At 61.6% G+C, this 23580-nt stretch carries 21 protein-coding genes; 11 read left to right on the top strand and 10 right to left on the bottom strand.

The genetic code is table 11. The annotated features are described in order from the left end of the window. The first annotated feature begins 285 nt into the window (after positions 1-285). From WG899_RS19845 to WG899_RS19835, 3 genes are all read left to right on the top strand, one after another. A complete protein-coding gene (locus WG899_RS19845; protein WP_339597392.1) occupies positions 286-2208 on the top strand; it encodes a PrkA family serine protein kinase in 1923 nt (640 codons plus the stop codon). 118 nt (positions 2209-2326) lie between these two features. Continuing rightward, entirely contained in the window at positions 2327-3610 is a 1284-nt protein-coding gene (locus WG899_RS19840) for a YeaH/YhbH family protein (RefSeq protein ID WP_339597391.1), read from the top strand. 58 nt (positions 3611-3668) lie between these two features. After that, positions 3669-5267 carry a SpoVR family protein gene (locus WG899_RS19835; RefSeq protein ID WP_444718879.1) on the top strand — a complete coding sequence of 533 codons (1599 nt, stop codon included), beginning with the start codon at positions 3669-3671 and terminating at the stop codon, positions 5265-5267. Positions 5268-5435: 168 nt separating this feature from the next. Here the strand turns inward: WG899_RS19835 and WG899_RS19830 are convergent, their stop codons facing one another. After that, a complete protein-coding gene (locus WG899_RS19830; RefSeq protein ID WP_339597390.1) occupies positions 5436-6836 on the bottom strand; it encodes an FAD-binding oxidoreductase in 1401 nt (466 codons plus the stop codon). A 234-nt stretch (positions 6837-7070) separates the two neighbouring features. Here WG899_RS19830 and WG899_RS19825 point away from each other — a divergent pair, with 234 nt between their 5' ends. The 4 genes from WG899_RS19825 (at position 7071) to WG899_RS19810 (ending at position 10096) form a co-directional block, all read left to right on the top strand. Next, positions 7071-8546: an OmpP1/FadL family transporter gene (locus tag WG899_RS19825; protein WP_339597389.1), complete on the top strand. Its 1476-nt coding sequence runs from the start codon at positions 7071-7073 to the stop codon at positions 8544-8546. Between the two features lie 93 nt (positions 8547-8639). Continuing rightward, positions 8640-8906: a hypothetical protein gene (locus WG899_RS19820; RefSeq protein ID WP_339597388.1), complete on the top strand. Its 267-nt coding sequence runs from the start codon at positions 8640-8642 to the stop codon at positions 8904-8906. Positions 8907-8994: 88 nt separating this feature from the next. Continuing rightward, complete coding sequence (locus WG899_RS19815) at positions 8995-9576, top strand: cob(I)yrinic acid a,c-diamide adenosyltransferase (protein ID WP_339597387.1); 582 nt, start codon at positions 8995-8997, stop codon at positions 9574-9576. A gap of 124 nt (positions 9577-9700) precedes the next feature. Continuing rightward, the gene (locus WG899_RS19810) at positions 9701-10096 is read left to right on the top strand and encodes a DUF3597 domain-containing protein (protein WP_339597386.1); all 396 of its coding nucleotides are present in this window, start codon (positions 9701-9703) and stop codon (positions 10094-10096) included. Between the two features lie 31 nt (positions 10097-10127). On the opposite strand, the gene WG899_RS19805 is transcribed toward WG899_RS19810, so the two are convergent. Continuing rightward, positions 10128-11117, bottom strand: a complete 990-nt coding sequence (locus tag WG899_RS19805; protein ID WP_339597385.1) for a helix-turn-helix transcriptional regulator — start codon at positions 11115-11117, stop codon at positions 10128-10130. 141 nt (positions 11118-11258) lie between these two features. On the opposite strand from WG899_RS19805, the gene WG899_RS19800 reads away from it, so the two are divergent. Further along, positions 11259-12395 carry a hypothetical protein gene (locus WG899_RS19800; RefSeq protein ID WP_339597384.1) on the top strand — a complete coding sequence of 379 codons (1137 nt, stop codon included), beginning with the start codon at positions 11259-11261 and terminating at the stop codon, positions 12393-12395. Positions 12396-12613: 218 nt separating this feature from the next. Further along, a complete protein-coding gene (locus WG899_RS19795) occupies positions 12614-13447 on the top strand; it encodes a PEP-CTERM sorting domain-containing protein (RefSeq protein WP_339597383.1) in 834 nt (277 codons plus the stop codon). 33 nt (positions 13448-13480) lie between these two features. Here WG899_RS19795 and WG899_RS19790 read toward each other — a convergent pair whose 3' ends face one another. The 8 genes from WG899_RS19790 to WG899_RS19755 all read right to left on the bottom strand — a co-directional run bounded on the left by WG899_RS19790 (position 13481) and on the right by WG899_RS19755 (position 21045). Further along, entirely contained in the window at positions 13481-13711 is a 231-nt protein-coding gene (locus WG899_RS19790; RefSeq protein WP_339597382.1) for a hypothetical protein, read from the bottom strand. A 65-nt stretch (positions 13712-13776) separates the two neighbouring features. Next, positions 13777-14208 carry a PIN domain-containing protein gene (locus WG899_RS19785; protein ID WP_339597381.1) on the bottom strand — a complete coding sequence of 144 codons (432 nt, stop codon included), beginning with the start codon at positions 14206-14208 and terminating at the stop codon, positions 13777-13779. 32 nt (positions 14209-14240) lie between these two features. After that, positions 14241-14747: a hypothetical protein gene (locus tag WG899_RS19780; protein ID WP_339597380.1), complete on the bottom strand. Its 507-nt coding sequence runs from the start codon at positions 14745-14747 to the stop codon at positions 14241-14243. 246 nt (positions 14748-14993) lie between these two features. Continuing rightward, positions 14994-15512, bottom strand: coding sequence for a GNAT family N-acetyltransferase (locus WG899_RS19775; protein ID WP_339597379.1), 519 nt, complete (start codon positions 15510-15512; stop codon positions 14994-14996). A gap of 152 nt (positions 15513-15664) precedes the next feature. After that, positions 15665-16339, bottom strand: a complete 675-nt coding sequence (locus WG899_RS19770; RefSeq protein ID WP_339597378.1) for a 3'-5' exonuclease — start codon at positions 16337-16339, stop codon at positions 15665-15667. After that, the gene (locus tag WG899_RS19765; protein WP_339597377.1) at positions 16339-16665 is read right to left on the bottom strand and encodes a nucleotide pyrophosphohydrolase; all 327 of its coding nucleotides are present in this window, start codon (positions 16663-16665) and stop codon (positions 16339-16341) included. Before WG899_RS19765 ends, WG899_RS19770 begins: the two co-directional genes overlap by 1 nt. A 454-nt stretch (positions 16666-17119) precedes the next feature. After that, positions 17120-19447 (bottom strand): alkaline phosphatase D family protein, encoded by a 2328-nt coding sequence (locus tag WG899_RS19760; protein WP_339597376.1) that lies wholly within the window; start codon positions 19445-19447, stop codon positions 17120-17122. A 77-nt stretch (positions 19448-19524) separates the two neighbouring features. Further along, positions 19525-21045, bottom strand: coding sequence for an OmpP1/FadL family transporter (locus WG899_RS19755; RefSeq protein ID WP_339597375.1), 1521 nt, complete (start codon positions 21043-21045; stop codon positions 19525-19527). A 490-nt stretch (positions 21046-21535) separates the two neighbouring features. Between WG899_RS19755 and WG899_RS19750 the strand changes: the two genes are divergently transcribed. Continuing rightward, positions 21536-22681, top strand: coding sequence for an SGNH/GDSL hydrolase family protein (locus WG899_RS19750; protein ID WP_339597374.1), 1146 nt, complete (start codon positions 21536-21538; stop codon positions 22679-22681). Between the two features lie 30 nt (positions 22682-22711). Further along, the gene (locus WG899_RS19745) at positions 22712-23389 is read left to right on the top strand and encodes an OmpW/AlkL family protein (RefSeq protein ID WP_339597373.1); all 678 of its coding nucleotides are present in this window, start codon (positions 22712-22714) and stop codon (positions 23387-23389) included. Positions 23390-23580 lie beyond the last annotated feature (191 nt).

Genomic DNA, 23580 nt, shown 5'->3' with positions numbered 1-23580 from the left:
TCTTGCCCAAGCAAGGCCCGGCCAATCGGCGTAGCATCGCACCAAGACTTGCCTACAAGGCGGTTTTGTACGAAGCTGAACCCAGGCCTTTTTCTTCGTTCAAAGCCAGCTCAAGGGTTCAAGCTTTAACCAAGGACTGACAGAGCCGCTCTCGGAAAGCTCTGATGACGCCCCACTCCACGCGGAGCCCCCTCGGCTCCTCAGGGACGCCATCAGAACTTCCCAGCCGGCACATAGCCACCCTGTGTGTCTGTGTGTCGCCTGGGCCCAACCGGAGGCCAGAGCATGGACGTGATCAGCAGTTTCGCCAAGCGCTATGAGCGCACCCGCGTCGAGGAAATGTCTCTTGAGGACTACCTCGCCGAATGCAAAAGCAACCCCATCGCCTACGCCACCGCCGCCGAGCGGATGCTGCAGGCCATTGGCGAGCCACAGATGATTGACACGCGCAACGACGTGCGACTGTCACGTCTGTTCGCCAACAAGACCATCAAGATCTATCCGGCCTTCGCCGAGTTCTACGGCCTCGAAGAGGCCATCGAGCAGGTGGTCAGCTACTTCCGCCATGCCGCCCAGGGCCTGGAGGAAAAGAAGCAGATCCTCTATCTGCTCGGCCCGGTCGGCGGCGGCAAGAGTTCAATCGCCGAGCGCCTCAAGCAACTGATGGAGCAAGTGCCCTTCTACGCCCTGGCCGGCTCGCCGGTGAATGAGTCGCCGCTGGGCTTGTTCGACCCGGCTGAAGACGGCCCGCTGCTGGAAAAGGAATACGGCATTCCGCGCCGCTACCTGAACCGCATCTTGAGCCCCTGGGCAGTGAAACGGCTGGACGAGTTCGGTGGTGACATCCGCCAGTTCAAGGTCGTCAAGCGCTACCCCAGCGTGCTCAAACAGGTTGGCGTGGCCAAGACCGAACCAGGCGACGAGAACAACCAAGACATCAGCTCGCTGGTCGGCAAGGTCGACATCCGCAAGCTCGAAACCTTCGCCCAAGACGACCCGGACGCCTACAGCTACTCGGGTGGCCTATGCTTGGCCAACCAGGGCCTGCTCGAGTTCGTTGAGATGTTCAAGGCGCCGATCAAGGTCCTGCACCCGCTGCTGACGGCCACGCAGGAAGGCAATTACAAGGGCACCGAAGGCTTTGGCGCGATTCCCTTCGACGGCATCGTGCTGGCGCACTCGAACGAGAGCGAGTGGAAGACCTTCCGCAACAACAAGAACAACGAGGCATTCCTGGACCGCATCTACATCGTCAAGGTGCCGTACTGCTTGCGCGTTAGTGAAGAAGTCAAGATCTACGAGAAGTTGATCCGCAGCTCCTCATTGGCCAGTGCCAAGTGCGCGCCCGGCACCTTGAAGATCATGAGCCAGTTCGCCGTGCTGACGCGCCTGAAGGAACCCGAGAACTCCTCCCTGTATTCGAAGATGCAGGTCTACGACGGTGAGAGCCTGAAAGACACCGACCCGAAGGCGAAGAGCTATCAAGAGTACCGCGACTATGCCGGCGTCGACGAGGGCATGAGCGGCATCTCGACCCGTTTCGCCTACAAAATCCTCTCCAAGGTTTTCAACTTCGACTCCTCAGAAGTGGCGGCCAATCCCGTGCACCTGATGTATGTGCTGGAGCAGCAGATCGAGCGCGAGCAGTTCCCCACCGACACCGAACAAAAGTATGTGGGCTTTATCAAAGAGTTGCTGGCGCCGCGCTATGCCGAGTTCATAGGCAAGGAAATCCAGACCGCCTATCTGGAGAGCTATAGCGAATACGGCCAAAACATCTTTGACCGCTACGTCACTTATGCCGACTACTGGATCCAGGACCAGGAGTACCGCGACACCGACACCGGCGAGGTCTTTGATCGCTCGGCCCTGAACGGCGAGTTGGAAAAGATCGAAAAGCCGGCCGGCATCAGCAACCCGAAAGACTTCCGCAACGAGATCGTCAACTTCGTGCTGCGCGCACGCGCCAATAACGCCGGCAAAAACCCGGCCTGGACCAGCTACGAAAAGCTGCGCACGGTGATCGAAAAGAAGATGTTCTCCAACACCGAGGAGTTGCTGCCGGTCATCAGCTTCAACGCCAAGGCCAGCACCGACGAGGCCAAGAAACACGAAGACTTCGTCAATCGCATGGTCGGCAAGGGCTACACCGCCAAGCAGGTTCGTTTGCTTTGCGAGTGGTACCTGCGCGTGCGCAAGAGCTCTTGAGCAGACGACGCATTTTGTGACAGCGGGCGCGCCCGAAAGCGGGCCGCCTCAAGCCGGCCGACGCCCGCAAGCCGCGGGCGGCCGGTCGGCACACCGCTGAGCGGGGGAAGGCATTCTCATGCTGCAACAAATCATCGATCGCAGGCTCTCGGGCAAGAACAAGTCCATTGGCAACCGCGAGCGATTTCTGCAACGCCACAAGGAGCAGGTGCGCGAGGCGGTGCGCCGGGCGGTGGACGGCCGTGGCATCCGCGATATGGAACGCGGCGAGGATGTCCACATCCCCAAGAAAGACCTCAGTGAACCGGTGTTTGGCCATGGCGAAGGCGGTGTGCGCGAGGTGGTGCGGCCCGGCAATACCGAGCATGTGAAGGGCGACCGTGTCGCCAAGCCCAAAGGTGGCGGCCAAGGGCAAGGCGGCGGGCAGGCCAGCGACTCCGGCGAGGGTGATGACGACTTCGTCTTCCACCTCAGCCGCGAGGAGTTCATGCAGGTCTTCTTCGAGGATCTGGCGCTGCCCAATCTGGAGCGCACCCAGCTGGCCGAAACCCCGGAGTGGAAGAGCCACCGCGCCGGCTTTGTTTCGGACGGCACACCGACCAATCTGCATGTGGTGCGCTCGATGCGCGGCGCCCTGGGCCGACGCATCGCCCTGGGCACCAGCAAGCGGCGCGAATTGCATGAGTTGGAAGAGCGGCTGACGCTGCTGCACACCCATGAGAACCCGACCGACCCCGAGGTCATACGCATGTTGGCCGAAACCGAGGAGCGCATCGCCTTTCTGCGTGGACGCATCGCTGCGATACCGTTTTTGGACCCGATCGATCTGCGCTTTCGCAACCGCGTGCGGGTGCCTGTGCCGAGCAGTCGCGCCGTCATGTTCTGTCTGATGGATGTGTCCGGCTCGATGGATGAAAGCCGCAAAGATTTGGCCAAGCGCTTTTTCATCCTGCTCTACCTCTTCCTGACTCGGCATTACGACAAGATCGAGGTCGTCTTCATCCGCCATCACACCCAGGCGCAAGAAGTCGATGAGCAAAACTTCTTCCATGCCACCGAAACCGGCGGCACCGTGGTGTCGAGCGCGCTGGTGCTGATGGAGGAAATCATCCGCGCCCGCTACCCGCGCAATGAATGGAATATCTACGGCGCGCAGGCCAGCGACGGCGACAACTGGCACCACGACAGCGGCCGCTGCCGCGAGTTGCTGGCCCAGCAGATCCTGCCGCTGTGCCGCTACTTCGCCTATGTGCAGGTGGCGGAAGCGGAGCAAAACCTGTGGGAGGAATACAGCAAGCTGAGCGAGGAGGTCGGGCACTTTGCGATGCGCAAGGCCACCGAGGTGTCGCAGATCTATCCGGTCTTCCGTGAATTGTTCAAGAAGGAAGGAGCGCGGGCATGAAGCCCCGGACACAGCCCGGTTGTGATTCCATTCCTTTGCAGCGCTTGGAGGTTTCGCCATGACTAACCATGAAAACCGACGCCAGCTTGGCATCGCGCCAATCACCGATGAATACGGCGGCCGCCGCGCCAAGCCGCCGCTGCGCGAAATGAAGCCGCAGGGCGCGCGACCCAGCCAACCGCTGGCATCGCCGAGCGATTGGACCTTCGAGTTGATCGACGAGTACCACGACGTGATCCGCGCCACCGCCGAGCGCTTCGGGCTGGACACCTACCCGAACCAACTCGAGATCATTACCGCCGAGCAAATGATGGATGCCTATGCCTCGGTCGGCATGCCGGTCAATTACCGGCACTGGAGCTATGGCAAGGAGTTCATCGCCACCGAACGCAATTACAAGCGCGGCCAGATGGGCTTGGCCTATGAGATCGTCATCAACTCCGACCCCTGCATCGCCTACCTGATGGAGGAGAACACCATGGCCATGCAGGCCCTGGTGATCGCCCATGCCTGCTATGGCCACAACAGCTTCTTCAAGGGCAACTACCTGTTCCGCATGTGGACCGATGCATCAAGCATCATCGACTATCTGGTCTACGCGAAGAAGTTCGTGGCCGATTGCGAAGAGCGCCATGGCCTCGGCGAAGTCGAGAAAACGCTGGACTCTTGCCACGCCCTGATGAGCTACGGCGTCGACCGCTACCGCCGCCCGGCCAAGCTGTCGCTGAGCCAAGAGCGCAGCCGCCAGGCCGACCGCGAGGCCCATGCCCAGCAGCAGATCAACGAACTCTGGCGCACGCTGCCGCGTCGCGCCGACGCCGCCGCGGAGTCGGCCTCCGCACGCCGCTTCCCGGATGAACCGCAGGAGAACATCCTCTACTTCATCGAGAAGAACGCCCCGCTGCTGGAGCCTTGGCAGCGAGAGATCGTGCGCATCGTGCGCAAGATCGCCCAGTACTTCTATCCGCAGCGCCAGACCCAGGTGATGAACGAGGGCTGGGCCACTTTCTGGCACCACCGCCTGCTCAACCAGATGTATGACGACGGCTATCTGAGCGACGGCATGATGATCGAGTGGCTGAAGTCGCACACCAATGTGGTGGCGCAGCAGCCGATGGCGAATCTGAACCCCTATGCGCTGGGCTTTGCCATGTACACCGACATCAAGCGCATCTGCGAAAAGCCGACCGAGGAAGACCGGCGCTGGTTCCCCGATATTGCCGGCGGCGATTGGCTGCCCACCATCGACCATGCGATGCGCAACTTCAAGGATGAGAGTTTTATCGGCCAGTACCTGAGCCCGCATCTGATGCGCGAGTTCAGGCTCTTCTCCATCGTTGACGATGAAAAGCAGGCCGAGTATGAAATCTCCGCCATCCATGACGAGAGCGGCTACCAGCATGTGCGCGAGGCCTTGTCGCGCCAATATGACCTGAGCACCCGCGAGCCCAACATTCAGGTCTGGAACGTCAATCTGCGCGGCGACCGTTCATTGACGCTGCGCCACACCCAGCATATGGGCCGCCCGCTGCATGACAGCGCGCAGGAAGTCATCAAACATGTGGCCCGGCTGTGGGGCTTTGGTGTCGAACTCGAAAGCGCCAACGAGCGCGGCGAGATCACCAAGCGCTGGACGGTGCCCGCCCCTGCGCATTGAGATTGAACCCCCCAGTTCAAGCCGGGCTGCTGCCTGCCAGCCCAGCGAGCGGTTTGCAACCACGGGGGCGCGCAGGCTCAGGGTGTTGCGGGACCTTGGGTCCGCCCTCCGCCTACGCGCCTCTGTGCTTGCTCTTGCCGTCGCCTGGCTTCGCTGGAACCGCTGGCCTCACAGGCTAAAGATCTTGCCGGGATTCATGATGTTGCGCGGGTCCAGCGCCTGCTTGAGGCTGCGCATCATCGCCACGCCGCCCTCCCCGGCCTCCTCAACCAAGAAGCCTTGCTTGTGCAGGCCAATGCCATGCTCGCCGGTGCAGGTCCCCTCCAGCCGCAGGGCCCGCGCCACCATCTGATGGCTGAGCCTTTCGGCCGTTTCGCGCTCCGCGGGGACCTCCGGGTCGATCAGGTAACCCATATGGAAGTTCCCATCACCGACATGCCCGACGATGAAGTAAGGCAGGCCCACGGCCTCGACCTCGCGCACCGATTCGTTGATGCTCTCGGCCAGCCGAGAGATCGGCACACAGGTGTCGGTGGTGACGCAGCGGCAGCCCGGCCGGGTCTGCAGCGCCGACAAATACGCATGGTGGCGCGCCGCCCAGAGCCGGGTCCGCGCCTCCGGCGTGGTGGCCCAGTCAAAGTCCTCGCCGCCCAAATCGCGCGCCAACTCTTGCACCGTCTGCGCCTGCTCGGCCACCGAGGCCTCGCTGCCATGGAACTCCATCAACAGCATCGGCGCCTCGCGCAGGCCCAGCTTGTCATGCGCATTGACGGCGCGGATCGCATGCACGTCCAGCAACTCGCAGCGCGCAATCGGCAGCCCGATCTGAATGATCTGCATCGCGGTCTGCACCGCCGCGTCGATGCTGGGGAAAAAGCAAATCGCCGCCGACAGCGCCTCCGGCAGCGGATAGATGCGCAAGGTCAGCTCGGTGATCACGCCCAGCGTGCCCTCGCTGCCCACAAACAATCGCGTCAGGTCGTAGCCGGCGCTGCTCTTGCGCGCGCGGCTGCCGGTGTGAATCGCCTCGCCTTGCGCCGTCACCACCTTCAGGCCCAACACGTTCTCGCGCATGGTGCCGTAGCGCACGGCATTGGTTCCACTGGCGCGCGTGGCGGCCATGCCGCCAAGGGTGGCATCGGCGCCTGGGTCGATCGGAAAGAACAACCCGGCATGCCGCAACTCGCGGTTGAGTTGATTGCGGGTCACGCCGGCCTGCACCGTCACCGTCAGGTCCTCGCCATGCACGGCCAAGATCTGCTTCATCCCCGACACATCGAGGCTGATGCCGCCCTGCACCGCCAACAGATGCCCTTCCAGCGAACTGCCGGCACCATAGGGAATCACCGGCACACCATGGGCATTCGCCTGAGCCAGCACAAAGCCCACCTCCTCGGTCGACTCGGCAAACACCACCGCAGCGGGCGGAGCCACATCAAACGGCGACTCGTCCCGGCCATGCTGCTGGCGCAGCGCCAAGGCCGTGCTGAACCGGCCCGCAAAACGAGCCTGCAAAGCGCTCAACAAGGCCTCGGGAAGTTGCTCCATCGGCGGGGCGGCGTTCGTCATGTGCAGTTCTCCGGACAGGTTCTGATCTGATGATCTGATTCTAGGAAGCGCCTCACCCACGCCTACTACAAGCAACGACCACCCAGCGCCCAAGCAACATTAACGGTGCGGTAGGCGTATGGGGAGTTGGCTCTAATTCGTTATTGTCACAACACTGTCGTCAAGAAGCCGCTCCTATCATGGCCCGCTGGATCCCCTGCCAGGAGGGTCCACCATGACAACGCCGGAGACATGATGCGATTTCACCTTTCTTCCCTGAGCTTGGCTCTACTCGGCGGCCTTTGCGCCGGCAACGCCTTGGCCTCGGGCTACCACTTCGGCTCGCAGTCGGCCGCCTCACAAGGCACGGCCAATGCCAATGCCGCCGAGGCCGCTGACGCCTCGCTGCTGTTTTACAACCCGGCCGGCATGAGCCGCCTGAGCGGTACCCAAGCCTCGGGTGTCTTGAACGTGGTGGTCCCCAGCGGCAGCTACGAAGACCAAGGCAGCATCACCGCGCTGCGTACCCCCACCGGTGGCGGCAATGGCGGCAAGTTCGTCAAGCCCACCATCGTGCCCCACGGCTACCTGACACACCAGCTGAGCAATCAGCTGAGCGTGGGCATGGCCATGTTCGTGCCCTTCGGCTCCAAGAGCGAGTACGACAAAGACTGGGCCGGCCGCTACAACACCATCGGCACCGAGCTGAAGTCGGTGGCGCTCAATCCCTCGCTGAGCTTCAAAGTCAACCCGACGCTGAGCCTGGGTGCCGGCGTCACCGCCCAGTACATCCAGGGCGATTTGTCCAAGGCGGCCGACTTTGGTTCGGGCGTCATCGGTTTGATCGTGCCCGGCCTGCCGCCTTCGCTGCAAGGTCCGCTGACCGCCGCCCTGGTGCCCAAGCTGGCCGCCAACCCCAACTCTTCCGGTCGGGTTGATGTGTCCGGCAAGGACTGGGGCTACGGCTTCAACCTCGGCCTGATGCTCAACTACGACGAGAACACCCGCTTCGGCATTGCCTATCGCTCGAAAATTTCGCACACGCTGAAGGGCGATGCCGAATGGCAGGTCAAGGACCAGGCCGCCTATATCGGCCAGGTGCTGGGCGCCATTCCCGCGCTGGCCGCTTCCGGCACCGACAAAAAGGTGGTTGCTGCCCTGCTGGCCAAATATCAGAACGGCGGCGCCAGCCTGGACGTAGTCACGCCCGAGTCGCTGTCCTTCTCTGTGTTCAAGCAGATGGACAGCCGCCTCGCCGTGATGGCCGACGCCACCCTGACGCGTCACTCGCGCTTCCAGGAATTGCGCATCGACTTCGAACAGCCCTTGCTGCCCGACTCGAACACCCCGCAGCGCTGGGTCAAGACCGTGCGCGCGTCCTTCGGCGTCAATTACCAGCTGAACGATGCCATCAAGCTGCGCGGCGGCCTGGCGTTTGACCAGTCCCCGGTCAGCGATGCGAACCGCACCCCGTCGATTCCTGACGGCGACCGCAAATGGATCTCGGCCGGTTTGAACTGGAAGCTGGACAAGCAAAGCTCGGTGGACCTGGCGATGAGCTACATCGACGTGGCCACCGGCGCGGTCAACAACTTTGACAACGGCGGCGTCACCAAGGCCGGCGTGCCCAGCTGCGACTCCAACCTCAACACCTCCAGCTGCGCCACCATCAAGGGCAACTACAAGCTGAGCTCGGGTTTGATCGGCGTGCAGTACAACCGCCAGTTCTGAAACTAGCGTCAAATCACCACGGATTGATCCAGAGCGCTTGTCTTTGGATCACCGTGGTGCGAGCATGAAGCATCACCGCACGAGGAGATGCTCATGTTTGGTTTGAACCCTGGCTGGATCGTCCTGGGCTTGGTCTTGCTGCTGGCCATCGCTGGCGTACTGCGCTGGGACTTGCTGCGCGCCATGTGGCGGGAAGCCTTGAACAAGCCCCTGAATCCTCCCACCGGCCTGCCCCCCGACCACAAGCCCGGCGGCGCCGACTTGCCGCACGGCGCACCGCGCGACTTGAATCACGCCGAACAACAACAAAGACCGGCCCACGCCAAGCCCGAGTTCCATCGCTCGGGCAAGCGCCACTGAAGGCGCACCGCCTTCCCCTGACAAAACTTAGGGCCGAAGGTTTTCGGGCAAGATGCGGGTCTTCTTGGACCGACCCGCTTTCCGCCCCATGGCCAATCGACTTTCTCAAATAGCCACCCGTACCGGCGACGACGGCACGACCGGCCTCGGCGACGGTAGCCGCGTGCCCAAAGATCATCTGCGTGTGCAGGCGATGGGCGATGTGGACGAGCTGAACTCCAACCTCGGTGTGCTGCTGGCCGAGCCGCTGCCCGACGAGGTGCGCGAGTTGATCATCACCATCCAGCATGAGTTGTTCAACCTCGGCGGCGAGCTGTGCATGCCCGGCTATGAACTGCTGAAAATGGATGCGGTGCTGCGCCTAGACGAGGCCCTGGCCCACTTCAACGCCGCACTGCCGCGCCTGAAGGAGTTCATCCTGCCGGCCGGCACCCGCAGTGCCGCCATCTCGCATGTCTGCCGCACAGTGGCGCGCCGGGCCGAACGCGCGGTGGTCACGCTGGCCGCCACCGAAACCATCAACGCCGCGCCGCGCCAGTATCTGAACCGCCTCTCCGATCTGCTGTTCGTGTTGGCCCGCGTACTCAACCGCGCCAATCTGGACGGGCTGGGCGGCGACGATGTCTACTGGCACAGCGAGCGCCTGCAAAAGCTCGACAGCGAATCCTAAGCCCCTAGTTCAGCGGCATTCCTGCACAGCGAAACCGTCACAATGCTGACGCCAAGTCTAGACAGACTGGTGTCCGCAAGACCGTTGTGTCTTGATCCATTCCAAACTCAGGGAGAGATTCAAAATGGGAATGTTCAGCTCCATCCTCAACAAGCTCGGCTTCGGCCCCAAGCCGGCCGCCGTGGTCGAAGCACCGGTACTGGAATCCGCCAGCGCTGCCGCCGTTGAACCCGCACCGGCCGCCCCCGTCGCCATCTCCGTGGTCGACGTGGTCTCGCAGCTGGAGTCGCTGGCCGCGGCACATGCCGAAAAGCTCAACTGGCGCGTCTCCATCGTTGACCTGATGAAGCTGCTGAGCCTGGACAGCAGCCTGGCATCACGCAAGGAGCTAGCCACCGAACTGGGCTGCCCGGCCGAGAAGATGGCGGATTCGGCCCAGATGAATATGTGGCTGCACAAGACCGTGTTGCAAAAGCTGGCCGACAACGGCGGCAATGTGCCGGCCGACTTGATCGCCTGATCGAAATCTTCGGTCCAAACGGTTCAAACCGTCACTGCTCCAGCAAAGCGACCGCCTCGCGCAGTCGCTTTGCGTAGGCGGCCCGCAAATCGGCGGGTGACTTCACCTCGACATGGCCCGCGTGGCGCAGCAGATCCATCAACAGTTCGGTCGCGTCGACAAAAGGCACCTGCAAACGCCACCGTCCGTCCTCAAGCCATTCGCTTTGCTGAGCCGGGTGCCACTCCTCCTTGGCCACCCATTGGGCCGCCTCGGCGCTGAAGAGCAGCGTGGCCTGCTTCGGGCTGGCGCCGGCAAAGATGCCGTAGCCCTGATCCAACTCGGCCTCCAACTGCGCCAAGGGCACGGTCTTGGCTTTTTCTTCCAGCAGCTCAGCGCCTTCCATCGCGTCCAGTGCAAAGCGCCGGAAGCCTTCGCTTTGATGGCACCAGGCATCCAGATACCAAGTATTGCGGTAATGCACCAGGCGCTGCGGTGACACCACCCGCGCACGCGCCTTGCCGCTCCGACCGACCGCCTGGCCGCGGCTGCGGTACAGCAAGCTGAGGCGGCGCCGCTTCACCACCGCACTGCCGACGGTCTCGAAATACTCCGAGGCGACGCGCCGCTTGGCCGTGCTGATCAGCTTGATGCGCCGGGTCAACTCCTGCGCCTCGCCCTCATCCACACCCAACATGCCGGTCAGCTTGTCGAACATCGGCAGCAAGTGGCGGCTGAGGATGCCCTCGTCATCCAGACTGGCCAACATTTGGTGCATGGTCAGCAGCGCATGCAATTCCTTTTCACTGAACCAGACGCCCGGCAACTCATGCTGGCGGCCGCGCCACTGCTGACCGAAGCGATAGCCATTGGCCATGGCGTCGTACTCGATCGGCGCATCCATGCGCTCGCGCAGGTACTGCAGATCGCGCTTCAGCGTCGCGGGCGACACCTCCAGGGCCTCCTTCAAGGTGGCGAAGCTGACGCACTCGCGCGAACGAATCAGCATCTCGATCTTGTAAAAGCGCTCAGTCCGGTCCATAAAAAAATCGCTCCTCTTTTTACTGGCTCACGCAATGAGCTAGTTGCAGCCGAGACTGTGCCACAAGCTTGAACGAAATCCCTCGATCAAGCCCCAAAGTCAGCAGCGGCAGCAGAAACGGCCGCAACACCGGAGCAAGCCATGGCACAGATCGCAAGCACAGCAGCAGTCACCGTTCCCACCAGCGCCTTGTTGGCCGCCCAACTCGAACTTGGTATCAGCCAAGACACGGCCCAAGAAGCCGCAGCCGAGGCCGCCCCCGCCTTGCCGGCGACCCAAAGCCTGGGCTTCGCGCTCGGCTGGGACTACGCCCACCATGGCCTGACGCCCCCTGCTCTGCACCTGTTCGCCGCCTCACCGCTGCGTCAGGGTTACCAAGCCGGCTGCGCCACCTTCGGCCATCGCACGCTGCGCGCCCACCGTCACACGCAGCTCTGGTTGCGCCTGCGCACCCATGCCTGGACGCGCGGCCGCAGCTTCGAAGACGTGCAAGTCACGCCCAACTACCTGCAGCAAATCGAGGCCAGCCATTGCCCGATCACCCGTCAGCGCCTCGACGACCACCCCGGCAGCAGCAAACAGCGCAGCATCGACCGGGTGCGCAACGATGCCGGCTACGCCGCCGGCAATCTGGTCACGATGAGCCGGGCCGCCAACTTGGCCAAGGCCGAGCATGGCTGGCTGGAAGCGGCCGAAGTGGCACGCAGCGTTGAAGCCGGCCCTATCCGCCGCATCGCCGGGATGGGCCCAGCCGAATGGCAACGCGTGGCGGTGCTCTGCTCCTTCGTCACCGAGTTGCCGCATGAGCAAGCCGCCGCGGTGCCGCTGCTGGTGCTGCCACCGAATCGCCTGCGCCTGTTCAACCCCATCCAGGCCCTGCAAGCCCTGGTGACCCGCCAATTGGCCACGCCGGGCTGGAGCGCCCGCCTGGCGCGCATCGAGGCCCTGTTACCCACCGAGGGTGCCAAGGGCGACTTCAATCGCTTCCTGATGGCCCTAGCGCCCCGCGTGCTGGCCGTACAGGAGCTGAACGATGAGCAGCAGATCCGCTGGGCCCTGGAAGACGCCTGGCAACAGCCCCTGTTGCAAAAGCGCTGGATCCGTTTCGCCCAACACCTGACGGCCAGCCAAGCCGAGGCCCTGGTGCAGCGCGCTGCCGCCAAGCGCCTGATCAGCAGCGTGCATGTGCAGCAGTTCAGCCAACCGACGGCCACCGAGGGCTGGGCGCTGGAGCGCAAGGGTTTCTGTGCGCCAAGCGCCCAAGTCAGCAGCCATTGAACGCCGGCTCACCCCTCATCCAAGGGGGAATGGTCCGTATGGCGGATGGGTTTTCACTGCGCAGTCATGAGCGGGGGCCACAGTCAACACAGCACCACCGGCGCACACAACAAGGGGGAGGAACCGCCCGAGTCTTGGGCAAAGGGGTCGCACGAAAACGTTTGCCGTTTTGTTTGACTGACCAATTGATCTTCAATCCCAACCTTCTGGAGTACCCCATGCAAAAGACTCTGCTCGCACTGGCCTTGGCCGCTGCTGCTATCGCCCCGGCACACGCTTCTTTGAGCATCACCGACGAAGCTTTCAACTACACACAAAGCTTCGACAGCCTGGCAAACACAGGTACATCCCCTGTCGCATGGGCCAATGACTCGACAATCGAAGGCTGGAGCCTGTTCATCAAGAACGGAACTGCTGCTCCAACCTACGTCGTGAACAACGGCGGCACCTCTGTTTCTTCCTTCCAAAGCTTTGGCTTGACCGGCGAAACTGACCGCGCATTGGGCGCCCAAGTCAACAACAACACCTATTTCGGCGCAGCCGCCGGTGATATCGCTGGCTGGATCGCCTTGTCGGTCAAGAACAATGGCTCCGAGCGCAGCGGCTTCAACATCAAGTTCGACGGTGAACAATGGCGCAATAACGGCAGCCCCACTGCTCAGTCCATGGAGCTGGAATACGGTTTTGGCGAAACGTTCGGCACGGTTTCCGGCTGGACAAAACCGGGTGCTGCTTTCAACTGGTCGTCAGTTGTGAACACTTCTTCGCAAGCTGCTGTTGATGGCAATGTTGCTGGCATTGTTGCTGGCAAGGCTGGTGGCAAGGTTGCCAATGTCGGCGGTGACATCACTGCAACTTGGGCCGCAGGTCAAACCCTGTGGGTGCGTTGGAACGACAAGAATGACGCCGGCAACGACCACGCGCTGGCCATCGACAACGTCACTTTGAGCGTTGCCGCCGTAACCGCCGTCCCCGAGCCACAAACCTACGCCATGCTGTTGGCTGGTCTGGGCGCTATCGGCTTCGTGGCTCGTCGCCGCGCTGCCAAGTAATCAGCGACACCAAGACAAGGGCCTAGCCTGGTTTCAACCGGGCAGGCCGACGCTGAAACGCTCCAACTCGCCATACTGATCTTGTAGGGCGACGTGGTAGCCCAAAGCTCCGAACCAATTGGCCCATTGCTGGGCCAATTTTTTTGTCGGTAACCAGGGCCCTGTCTTGTCCAGATGGACCCGATTGGCACGGCGTTCATAGAACACCACCCGCCACATTCCCGTTGATATTGCCGGCTGATTGAAGCCGTTGCCATTCATCATCTCGATCGCCACCCCACCCGCAGCGAATTGTCACCGACTAACGTCTTATCCACGCGCATCAAAGCCTACAAAGCTGCCAAAAATTCCGCTGATCCTTGCAACTGACAATCGCCGCGCTTGGACTTCTCAAAAACACTGTGCACCCGCGGGCAATCACTGACCAGCACATCGGCCCCCGCGCCCAAGGCCAGCTTCAACACCGGCGCCAGCTGACCCGATTGCGCCGAGCCGCCCATGCGAGCGGCCACATTGGTTTTCACAACCTCGGCATAGGGCAAGAAATCGGCCAACAACTCACGTTGCTGTGCCACATCCAAGCCAAACTTTGGGTAGCCGAGGGCCTTGATCAAGACCTGCGCACCCTCGGCCGCGATCAAGGGCCGGCATTGCCCGGCCTGCCAGGAGCGACGCAGTTGCTGCGCCTGAGCATCACTGCCGAGCAAGGCGCGCAAAAGCACACCGGTATCCAGCGCAACACGGGGCGTCTTTGTTGCCACCGCGGCTTGTCGTCTCTGCCTGGTCACGCCCCTCATCGTGGCACCGCCGTGCGTCTATTGCTGCTTGCTGCGACGCTGCCGCCTCTACTCGCGCTGCTCTTGTTCGAAGCCGGCATCGCTTTGCCAAGGCTGCGGCCGCTTGAGGCGGTGTTTTTGGCGGCTGTTTTGGCACTCGATGGTTTTGCAGCCGTTTTCTTGGCAGTCACTGCGGCTTTTGCCGGTGCGCCCTTCTCCGCTGTTTTCACAGCTGTTTTTCTTGCCGGATTTTCTTGCGGTTTTGCCGGCGCTTTTTCAGCCGATTTTTTGCTGACCGTTTTTTTAGCTGGCTGGGCCCAGTTCAAAGCGGACTCAATGGTTTTTTCATCGATGGCCAGTTCCGCCAGCTTGGCCCGCAGCGCATCGCCACGCTGGATTTTGACGGGGGTCAGGATGATTTGGCCTGCTTTGGTTTGCACCTCGAAGTACTGCACGGGTCCGAGGGGGTCTGTCACGCTTTTTGGCAACGTCAATTGGTTCTTGGAAGTCAGCTTGGCCAGCACTTGAGAGAGATTCAGAAAGTAAGGGGCCATTACTTTAGCGCGTTAATGCAAGGCGACCTGCGCGAAAGTAATGAAAGATGAAAAACACCGGCGTTCTGAGTACAGCGGAAAGACTGAAGTCGGCGATAAGCACGGGGTCAGGTCTTGCCTCTACAAGGAATCTTGGACGAAAAAAAACCGTGAGCCCCTGGGCACACGGTTTAATTGACGGCCAGCCATTGCGGCCGCCGCAGCGTGTCTGAACGCTCAGACCAGCGAGCGATGCAAACGCAACTCTTCCAAACGAGTACCGCCGACCTCGGTGGTCTTGGCGCTGCCAAGTTCACGCTTGAAACCGGCCAATTCGAAGAAACGCAGAGCACGTTCATTGCGCAGATAGGTCCACAGCGTGACCTTGGTGCAACCTTCTTCCTGCAGACCGTCGCGGGCAGCGTCCCACAAGGCCAGACCGACGCCCTTGTCCCAATGAATCGGGTTGGCGTACATGGCCCAGATCTCGCCGGTGCTGGACGGGGTGCCCTTGTCGCGCGAGCGATCAAAGCCGACGAAACCCATCACTTCATTGTCGAGATGAGCGACCACGACCTGGGGCTCACACAAATCAATGGCTTCACGCCAGAAAGCCTGGCGCTTTTGCACCGACAGCGCGTCCAGCGCGGAGTCGGGCAGCAAGCCCTTGTAGGCGTCTTGCCAAGCCGCGACATGAATTTCTGCAATGACCTTGGCATCACGCAGTGTGGCGGGGCGAACCTGAATACTCGACATACAAAGAAACTCTATGGGTACACGAACGGAAGGGCGGTATTTTGCGCGCCAAAGCTGGCCGGATCAGCGCTTGACAGCGCGATATTTTGCTCACCCGGATCGGGCGCCTATCGCACCGGGGCCGCCCACGAGCGCCCACAGCCAGGTCTCTTTCAAGCCATTTGACGGCCTTCTAGCGCCGCCGATGGCTGCGAACGGCCGGCATGGAAGTCGCCGACACAGCGCTTCAACGCGGTCTTGCTGCTGCGCTGAAGGCGCGCCAGCAACTCATGTGCAACCGGCGCACCGTTCAACTCGACGGCAAAACGCTGCGCAATATCGCTTTGCATTCTGAGCAAGAGGTGTGCTGTCGTTGTCGCATCGGCCAAGGCACGGTGGGCACGCCCCGCATCCGGCAGCCGATGAAACTGAGCCAAGGTCCCCAACTTGCAATTCGGCGCGTCCAGATACAAACGGCGCGCCAGCAACACGGTGCAGACGAACTGATGGGCCGGATCGACCGGGCAATCGGCCAAAGCCATTTCCGCCTGCCAGAAGCCCCGGTCAAAGGCGGCGTTGTGGGCCACCAAAGGCAGGCCACGGGTGAAGGCAGCCAATTCGCGCATGACCTCGGCGGCGGGCGGCGCCTGGGCCAGCATGTCGTTGTTGATGCCGGTCAGTTCCTCAATGAAGGGGGGCACCCACACCCCGGTTTTCATCAAGCTTTGAAAAGAATCAACGATCTGACCATCGCGCACCAGCACCGCAGCGATCTCGGTCGCCCGGCCGCCCGCGTTTGGCGACATACCGCTGGTTTCAAAGTCAATGACGGCGACGGTTTGCATCATCAAGCTGTCTTCTTCGGCGCCGGATGCTTGATCGCATTCAGACTCAGCTTTCTGTGCACCGCCGCCTCGATGTCGATTCCGCTGTGATCGGCAATCTGCAAGAGGTAGAGCATCACATCGGCAATCTCTTCGCCGAGATGTTGGTGTTTGGCCGGGTCAGAGCGAATTTGCTGCGACTCCTCCGGTGTCAGCCACTGAAAAATTTCGACCAGTTCCGCCGCCTCCACCACCATGGCCATGGCCAGGTTTTTGGGCGTTTGATAAGGCTGCCAGTTGCGCTCGGCGGCGAACTCACGCAGCCGCTTTTGCAAGTCTTCGATGTCCATGGGCCGCAAGTGTGGCACGCCCAAAGCGTCGGCGGAGCCGACTGTGCAGTTTCAAAAAAAGTGTTCCGCTTTCTTATTCATAGCAATGTAATTTTTTTAATTGGTAGTCTTAGTAGAGTGCGCTGTTTTCTGTGGATAAGCCATTTTTTCCGTTTCAGAACAAAGACTTGAGAGTTCGGAAACCATGTGGGCGGAACCCCGGACTTCTTGCACCTGAACAGACAACAACTCCAGGCTTGGGCTCTTTCCTGTGGATAAGCCCAAGCTTGTACTTTTTTTATCCACAGCCTTGTGCCTTGACAGCGGCCTCCAGCCCAGACAGCCCTGCCTTGAGTTTGTAAACAGCAAGCTTGTTGAGACGAAAAAAAAGGGGAGCACTGAGGCTCCCCTTCCGATCCGCGCCATGAAGGCCTGACAAAGCCTCCATAAAGCGCTTTGGCTGCGTTTTAGATGATCAACCCAGGGTGACCTGAGCCTTGCCGACCGGAACGCGCACGCGCTTGACCGAAGCGATCGGTGTCGTCGGTGGCAAGCCGGCACTCAGCGGAGCAATCTTGTTGAAATCGCAAACCAGTTCGGTCTTGCTGAGGCTCACCACCGCATAACCCTGGGCATTCGAATCGGCATGGCGAATCCAAGGGTTGTTGATGGCCGGCGGCACACCGGTGGTCGGGTTGGCAAACGGGTTCATGCGTTTGATCACCTCGGCGGCCGGCACAAAGCCGACCGGAATGCCCAGCGCCGTGGCCAGGTTTTGGGCAATCAAGCCGTACAAGGTCATGGCCGGCACCGACTTGCTGGCGGCGGCCAGACCCGCATTGGTGGCGGCAATGGTGTCCCCCATATGGCCCATCAAGGTTTCGTCAAAGGTGTTGATGACGGCCGTGCTGAGGCCTGCTGTGGCCGTCACGGCGGCGGCCGAGATCTTGCCGGCGCCGATCGCACCCACCACGGCTGCCTGCACCGCCGCGGTGTTGCTGAGATCGGTCACGCCGGCGGCCATGGCGATGGCGGCCGACAACATCTGGATGGCAATGCCTTCCGCCGCCACTTCATTGATCACGACCAGCGGTTTGACCGGCGCAAAAGCCGGATTGGCCGAGGCTCCCACAAAGTAGCTGAAGAAGGAGTTGCTGGAAATGCCCGAGGTGACCAGGTCCACCATCACCGGCGTGGGCGTGGCGGCGGTGTAGTCGTCCATCACCTCGCCGGCGAAGAAGGCATGCAGGTCGCCGGTGATGGCCACCACATTGCTGATCTTGTTGCTGCTCAGGTGCGACATCAAGGCCTTGCGTTCGCCGTTGTAGCCGTCCCATTGGTCGGCGTTCAGGATGAACCGGGTCTTCAAGTCGGCCGGTGCGGTCGGCAGCGCGGCGCCGTTCACACCCATTTTCAACAGCGAGGTTTCATTGCCCCAGATTTTCCACAAGGCGGTCGAGGCCTTCATGGTGTCTTTCCACCAGGTGCGCTGGCTGCTGCCGAGCATGCTGACAAGGGTCATTGGGTCGGGCAAGCCCAGCGCCGTGGCCCCGTCGATCTTTTGCTTCTCCACCATCGCCAAGGTGGCCTCGGGGACCATATAGCGTGAGCCAATCTCACCCAGCGCTTGGCCGGTGGACGGATTTGGCGCGGCCTCCGGGATCAGGTGGTCGGCGCGGTACAGGCGCTCGTCGGTCATCACCAGGTGCATCAGCTTCCCGAACTTCAGATCACGGTAGATGCGGATATTGCTGATGCCCAAGGCGGCGTCCAGCGTGAAGCTCACCTCGGCCGGCATGAACTCAAACCAGGCCTGGCTGGCGGAACGGCGCCGGCTTGGCTGTGCCACGTTGTCACCACCCTTGGCCGGGTCGTAGCTGCCGACGTCATAGGTCTCGCGGTCTTGCCAGCAATCGTCGGAGAACTCATGGTCGTCCCAGATGGCCACAAAGGCAAAGCGCTCGTGCAAGGCCTGCAGGCGCGGGTCGCTGCGGTAGCGCTTGTACAGATAGCGGTAGTCGACCAAGGTGTTGGCGTACTTGCCGCCGCCGGCCAGCGCGCCGCCGTTCGGCAGCACCAGCGCCGTGTGGGCGGCTTCTACCGCGCCGGCTTGGTAGCTGGCACCCACCGCTTCGTAGATGTAGTCACCCAGGTGGACGATGAAGTCGAGGTTCTCTTGCGCCAGGCTGCTCATGCCGGCCCAGTGGTTGACGCTCCAGTCTTGGCAGGTCATGAAGGCAAACTTGAGCGCGTCGATGTCAGCATCGGCGGCCGGTGCGGTTTTGAAGCGGCCGACCTTGGAGCGGCTGTCACCGGCGGTGAACTGGTAGTAGTAGACCGTGGCCGGCTTCAGGCCGCTGATCTTGTGGCGCAGCGTGTTGTCGTAGAAGGCATAGACCGGCACATCGGCTTCACTGTCGACCGCGCCGCTGAGGGCGGTGTTGCTGCCCAACAGCGCCGAGTTGTCGGCGCTGCTGATGCGCAGCTTGACTTGGAAGTTGGCATCGGTGGCCGAGGTGGCCACATCGTCGGCCGCGACCGGCACCACCCGAGCCCACAGCAAGGCGCCGTCACTCTTCGGGTCGCCGGAGGCCACGCTTTGCGGGAACTTGAAGGCGCCGCTGGCGGCTGCGGTGCTGGGAAGCGCCGTGCTGCTGCCAGGGAAGGTCGGCGGCAAGGGCTCGATGGTGGGGCCACTGTCGCCGCCGCCCATGCAGCCCGAAAGGCCGGTGAGCGCCGAAGAGGCGGTGATCAAAGCGCCGGTCTGAATGACCGATTTGCGCAAAAAGCTGCGTCTATCCATGATGGTTCTGCCTGTCTGATTGAAAACCCGGCGGCCTCCTTGGGCTGGGCCGGGCTTGAGCAATGGGGTGTGAAGTTTTAGAACTTGTAGTTCAGCTGCACGCCAAAGGTCTTGGCCGAGCTTTGGTAGTTGCCGCGTACGGTCGAGAAGGCGCAGCTGCAAGACGCGACGCCATCGCCGTCATCGGTGGCGGCCATCGGGGCGTCTTTCAGCTTGATGTAGCCGAAGGACAGATCGATGTCTGCCTGCTGGTTGATTTTGAAGTTAGCACCCAAGGCGTACCAGGTGCGGTCCGAGTCAGGCAAGGCCGGGCTGCGGTAGACCGCGCTGACCGGCGACTTGTCGTAGGACACGCCCGCGCGCAGGAGCCAGTCTGGGCTGACACGCCAATTGCCGCCCAGCGAGATGCGCCAGGCGTCTTTCCAATGCTCGGCCGTGACCGAAGGTGCGGCGGTGCTGGAGAAATCAATGCGCAACTGCTCCAGGCGCGAATAGCGGTACCAGGTCGCGTCCATCATGATGGCGAAGCGATCATCGAGCTGACGGAAAGCCTGCAGTGACAAGGAATCGGGTGTGTCGACCTTCAGCGTCGCGTCCGAGTCGTTATGGTCCAGCTTGCTATGCCCATCGGAGGGCTTGCCGGTCACCCCGGCCAAGACGGTGGCGGGCAGGTTGCTGGGTTGCGACCAATCGGCCGTGCCCTTCAGCTTGTGGGCGATGCTGGAACGCCAAGCCATGCCGAGGCGGGTCTTGCTGTCGGGTTCCCACAAGAGCGCCAGATTGGCACCCAGTCCCCAGCCACTGCCCTTGACGTGGATGGTCCCGTCAAACGCCGAGTTGCCAAACACCTGGGCGGCCTGCTGCTGCAGTTCCTGAGCCAAGCCGGGTGCACCGCCCGCGGCAGCTTGCTGGGCGGCGCTCAACAAGCCTGCGGCGAACACCGAACCATAGGGCACGGCGCGCTTCAAATCCCCTTCCATGTACTCGGCGGTCAAGCCAGCCGCCACCGAGAACTGCGAGCTGGCCTTCCAGGCCACGTTCGGGTTGATAGCGAAGGACTTCAGATCCACCGAGTTCAGGTTGTAGCGCCCGCTCCAGCTTGGGTCGTAGTCCAGCTTGGCGCCGAAGGGCACAAACATACCAACGCCGAAGGCCAAGCTGTCCGAGTATTTGTAGCTGCCGTACAGATGCGGCACCCAAGCCGGCTTGGCGGGAGATTGGGTCCCGCCAGCACTGGACAGCGGCCGTGGCTGAAAGCCTGAGCCAGGCAAAGAAATGGTCGAACCCGCGTCGGTGAAACGCACATCGGGTTTGACGTAGTCAAGCACGCCCGAGAACTGCAGGCCCGACAAGCGGGTCAGCGCCGCCGGATTGGCGAAGATAGTGCTGGCGTCGGTGCCTTCGGCACCGTTGGCATTGGCCGTGCCTTCGCCGGCTGCACTCTGCGTGCCGAAGCGGTAGCCGGCCGCATGGGCCGGACCAGCCAACATGGCCAAGGCCAGTCCGCTCAAGCTCAGTGCGGCCAGGGCCCAGCGCGGTTGTGCCGCGCGTTTTCTCGAGCCGTTCGCTGCTGAGCTCGGCTGCTTGATTGCCTTCATGGCGTCTCCTTTGTTTTTCAAAATCACTCCGAACCGTTTGATCGTCGGAGTCAGGTTGTCGAGCGCCTGGAACAGGCAATCAACAAGAGAACTTGATTGTGCAAACAGAAGATCGGCGGCAGAACGAGGAATAGCCTGGAGCGTGTCGCCTGCGCCCGACGAATTGCGAGCAATTAGAGGCCTGGATCTAGAAAAAAGATAGACCTGTTTGAGCCACACATGCTTGGCTCAGGGTCAGGTCTGAATAGCCTGCCCAGCTGGTTCGCTGGCAGTGCGTCAGCGCAACTACTGCGGGTGCTTCATTTACCGCGGCAAAACTTGTCGCGTCGGCGACAGCGAGCCCGCCCCATGTCTCTAATTCCGTACAAATTCTTGGCTTTCGGGCCTTGATGTGGGGCAAACCACCATGCCGAAAGCCACCGACCGTGGCTAGATTGCCTAGTCGGTCAAAGTCAAAGCCTCATCGAGGGCGATCAGTAGGAGACAAAGCATGAAGCAGTTAAAAGTCACCCTTGCAGCGCTGGCCACCAGCTTGCTTGTTGCCGCTTGTGGCGGCGGTAGCACCGCGGACACCACCCCACCTGTTCAGGTCACCACGGTCAAGGTGTTTGGCGATAGCTTGGCCGATTCGGGCACCTTCGGACTCAAGTTCACCGTGCAGAGCGCGGATTCCTTGATTTACCCAGAGCGCATTGCCGCTGCCTACGGCAAGACCTTGTGCAACTTCTACACCTTCACCGGCGCAACTTTTGCTCCCAATTCAAAAGCCGGCTGCACCAACTTCGCGATCGGCGGCGGTGTGATCAACTCCGCCACGCTGGTCGCCGCTGATCCACGCCGCGTGCCGGTGCAACTGGCCACAGCGGCTTCACTGGGTGCCTACAGCGCCACCGACTTGGTGGTGATCGACGGCGGCGGCAATGATGCGGCCGACTTGGTCGGTGCTTATCTCGCCATCCCCAAGGATAAGGGCGCTTCCTACATGAAGCTACTCGGCACTTTGCTGACGCCTGCCCAGGTCGGCGCCATCATGGGCGGCGGCGCCAGCACCATTGCAGCGGGCGGCGTGACCTATATGCAGGCCTTGGCGGACACTTTCCAAGCCAGCATCAAGACCAACGTCTTGGACAAGTCTGCTCAGCGGGTGGTGATTCTGAACATGCCCAGCATCACCAACACCCCGCGCTTCCAGATGGTCTTGGACGGCATCGCCGCAGCCTCAGGCGGCGGCACAGCCGGTGCCACCGCGCGTGCGCAATCCGAGGCCTTGTTCCGCTCTTGGATGGAAGGTTTCAACAAGCAGTTGGACAGCAAGTTCGCTAGTGAAAGCCGGGTCGCGATTGCCGACTTCTACACCGCCTTTACTGACCAAGTGTCGATGCCGACTCAGTTCGGCCTGACCAATGTGAAGACACCGGCTTGCCCGATCACCGGCTTGGGGGATGACGGCCTGCCGACTTACACCTTTTCAACTTGCACCGCCACAGCTTTGTCCGCTGCGCCGCCTGCAGGTGTGAGCGGTGCCGATTGGTGGAAGACCTATGCCTTCTCTGATGGCTTCCACCCGACGCCCTATGGTCATCAACTGCTTGGCCAGTTGATTTCCAAGGCTCTGACCCTCAAGGGTTGGCTGTAAAGCGTGGCAAAGCACAGGAGCAATCACACCATGAAACACAATCTTTTCTGTCTGGCCACGATGGCCTGCGTGGCCTTGTCCGCCGCTGGTAGCGCTCAAGCCCAATCGATCGGCAGCGTCACCGTTCGACTCGGCGCTACCACCATCAAACCCGCCGTTAGCAGCGGCGACCTGAGTGCGCCGAGTTTGGTCGGCACCAAGGTCGATATCACCGACGCCAGCCAGATCACCGGCGGCATTTTCTACACGCTGACCGAGAACATCGCGATCGACGTGCCCATCGGCATTCCCTTCAAGCACGATGTGATGGGGGCTGGCGCAATCGAGGGAACGGGCAAACTGGCCGACGTCAAAGCCTTGCCCATCACGGTGACGGCGCAGTACCGCTTCGGTGCGCCCAGCAGCATGTTCCGACCCTTTGTGGGCGCCGGTCTGACCTATGCGGTGTTCTCCAACGCCAAAGCCACTTCGGCCTTGTCTGGCCTCACCGGCGGCAGCCCCAGCAAGCCGACCACCATGTCGATGAAGAACGCCTACGGCCCAACAGTGCAACTGGGCCTGGATGTGAAGTTCAGCGATCGCTGGTCACTCAATGGCTCAGTCACCAAGGTTTTGTTGAAGACCACCGGCACTTTGTCCACCGGCCAAACCATCGAAACCGAACTGAACCCCTTGGCTTTGTCGTTCGGTATTGGCTATACCTTCTGAGTCAATTTCTAACTTTGTACTTGAGCAGGCCGCCTGGGCACTCTGCCCCGCTCCTGTCCCCCGCCCCAGGCCACGCCTGGGGCTCCTCCTTAACCTCGCGGTTCAGAGCGCCCAGCCGTCCTGCTCCGGCAGGATCGGTCTTAGAGCTAGAAAGAACAGCAAGGGCGTCGGGTGTACGCTGAAGCGAAGTA

Source organism: Paucibacter hankyongi, assembly GCF_037482915.1.
In the GTDB taxonomy this organism is placed as follows: Bacteria; Pseudomonadota; Gammaproteobacteria; order Burkholderiales; family Burkholderiaceae_C; genus Paucibacter_A; species Paucibacter_A hankyongi.
The sequence above is the reverse complement of the archived record's forward strand: the minus strand, read 5'-3'. Positions and strand labels throughout refer to the sequence as shown.

Excerpts from the sequence above, each read along its gene's own strand:
- WG899_RS19795 (WP_339597383.1), top strand. The coding sequence starts at position 12,614 with ATGCAAAAGACTCTGCTCGCACTGGCCTTGGCCGCTGCTGCTATCGCC.
- WG899_RS19750 (WP_339597374.1), top strand. The coding sequence starts at position 21,536 with ATGAAGCAGTTAAAAGTCACCCTTGCAGCGCTGGCCACCAGCTTGCTT.
- WG899_RS19800 (WP_339597384.1), top strand. The coding sequence starts at position 11,259 with ATGGCACAGATCGCAAGCACAGCAGCAGTCACCGTTCCCACCAGCGCC.
- WG899_RS19760 (WP_339597376.1), bottom strand. The coding sequence starts at position 19,447 with ATGGATAGACGCAGCTTTTTGCGCAAATCGGTCATTCAGACCGGCGCT.
- WG899_RS19765 (WP_339597377.1), bottom strand. The coding sequence starts at position 16,665 with ATGGACATCGAAGACTTGCAAAAGCGGCTGCGTGAGTTCGCCGCCGAG.
- WG899_RS19810 (WP_339597386.1), top strand. The coding sequence starts at position 9,701 with ATGGGAATGTTCAGCTCCATCCTCAACAAGCTCGGCTTCGGCCCCAAG.
- WG899_RS19845 (WP_339597392.1), top strand. The coding sequence starts at position 286 with ATGGACGTGATCAGCAGTTTCGCCAAGCGCTATGAGCGCACCCGCGTC.
- WG899_RS19805 (WP_339597385.1), bottom strand. The coding sequence starts at position 11,117 with ATGGACCGGACTGAGCGCTTTTACAAGATCGAGATGCTGATTCGTTCG.
- WG899_RS19840 (WP_339597391.1), top strand. The coding sequence starts at position 2,327 with ATGCTGCAACAAATCATCGATCGCAGGCTCTCGGGCAAGAACAAGTCC.
- WG899_RS19815 (WP_339597387.1), top strand. The coding sequence starts at position 8,995 with ATGGCCAATCGACTTTCTCAAATAGCCACCCGTACCGGCGACGACGGC.
- WG899_RS19770 (WP_339597378.1), bottom strand. The coding sequence starts at position 16,339 with ATGATGCAAACCGTCGCCGTCATTGACTTTGAAACCAGCGGTATGTCG.
- WG899_RS19790 (WP_339597382.1), bottom strand. The coding sequence starts at position 13,711 with ATGATGAATGGCAACGGCTTCAATCAGCCGGCAATATCAACGGGAATG.
- WG899_RS19775 (WP_339597379.1), bottom strand. The coding sequence starts at position 15,512 with ATGTCGAGTATTCAGGTTCGCCCCGCCACACTGCGTGATGCCAAGGTC.
- WG899_RS19820 (WP_339597388.1), top strand. The coding sequence starts at position 8,640 with ATGTTTGGTTTGAACCCTGGCTGGATCGTCCTGGGCTTGGTCTTGCTG.
- WG899_RS19825 (WP_339597389.1), top strand. The coding sequence starts at position 7,071 with ATGCGATTTCACCTTTCTTCCCTGAGCTTGGCTCTACTCGGCGGCCTT.
- WG899_RS19745 (WP_339597373.1), top strand. The coding sequence starts at position 22,712 with ATGAAACACAATCTTTTCTGTCTGGCCACGATGGCCTGCGTGGCCTTG.
- WG899_RS19830 (WP_339597390.1), bottom strand. The coding sequence starts at position 6,836 with ATGACGAACGCCGCCCCGCCGATGGAGCAACTTCCCGAGGCCTTGTTG.
- WG899_RS19755 (WP_339597375.1), bottom strand. The coding sequence starts at position 21,045 with ATGAAGGCAATCAAGCAGCCGAGCTCAGCAGCGAACGGCTCGAGAAAA.
- WG899_RS19835 (WP_444718879.1), top strand. The coding sequence starts at position 3,669 with ATGACTAACCATGAAAACCGACGCCAGCTTGGCATCGCGCCAATCACC.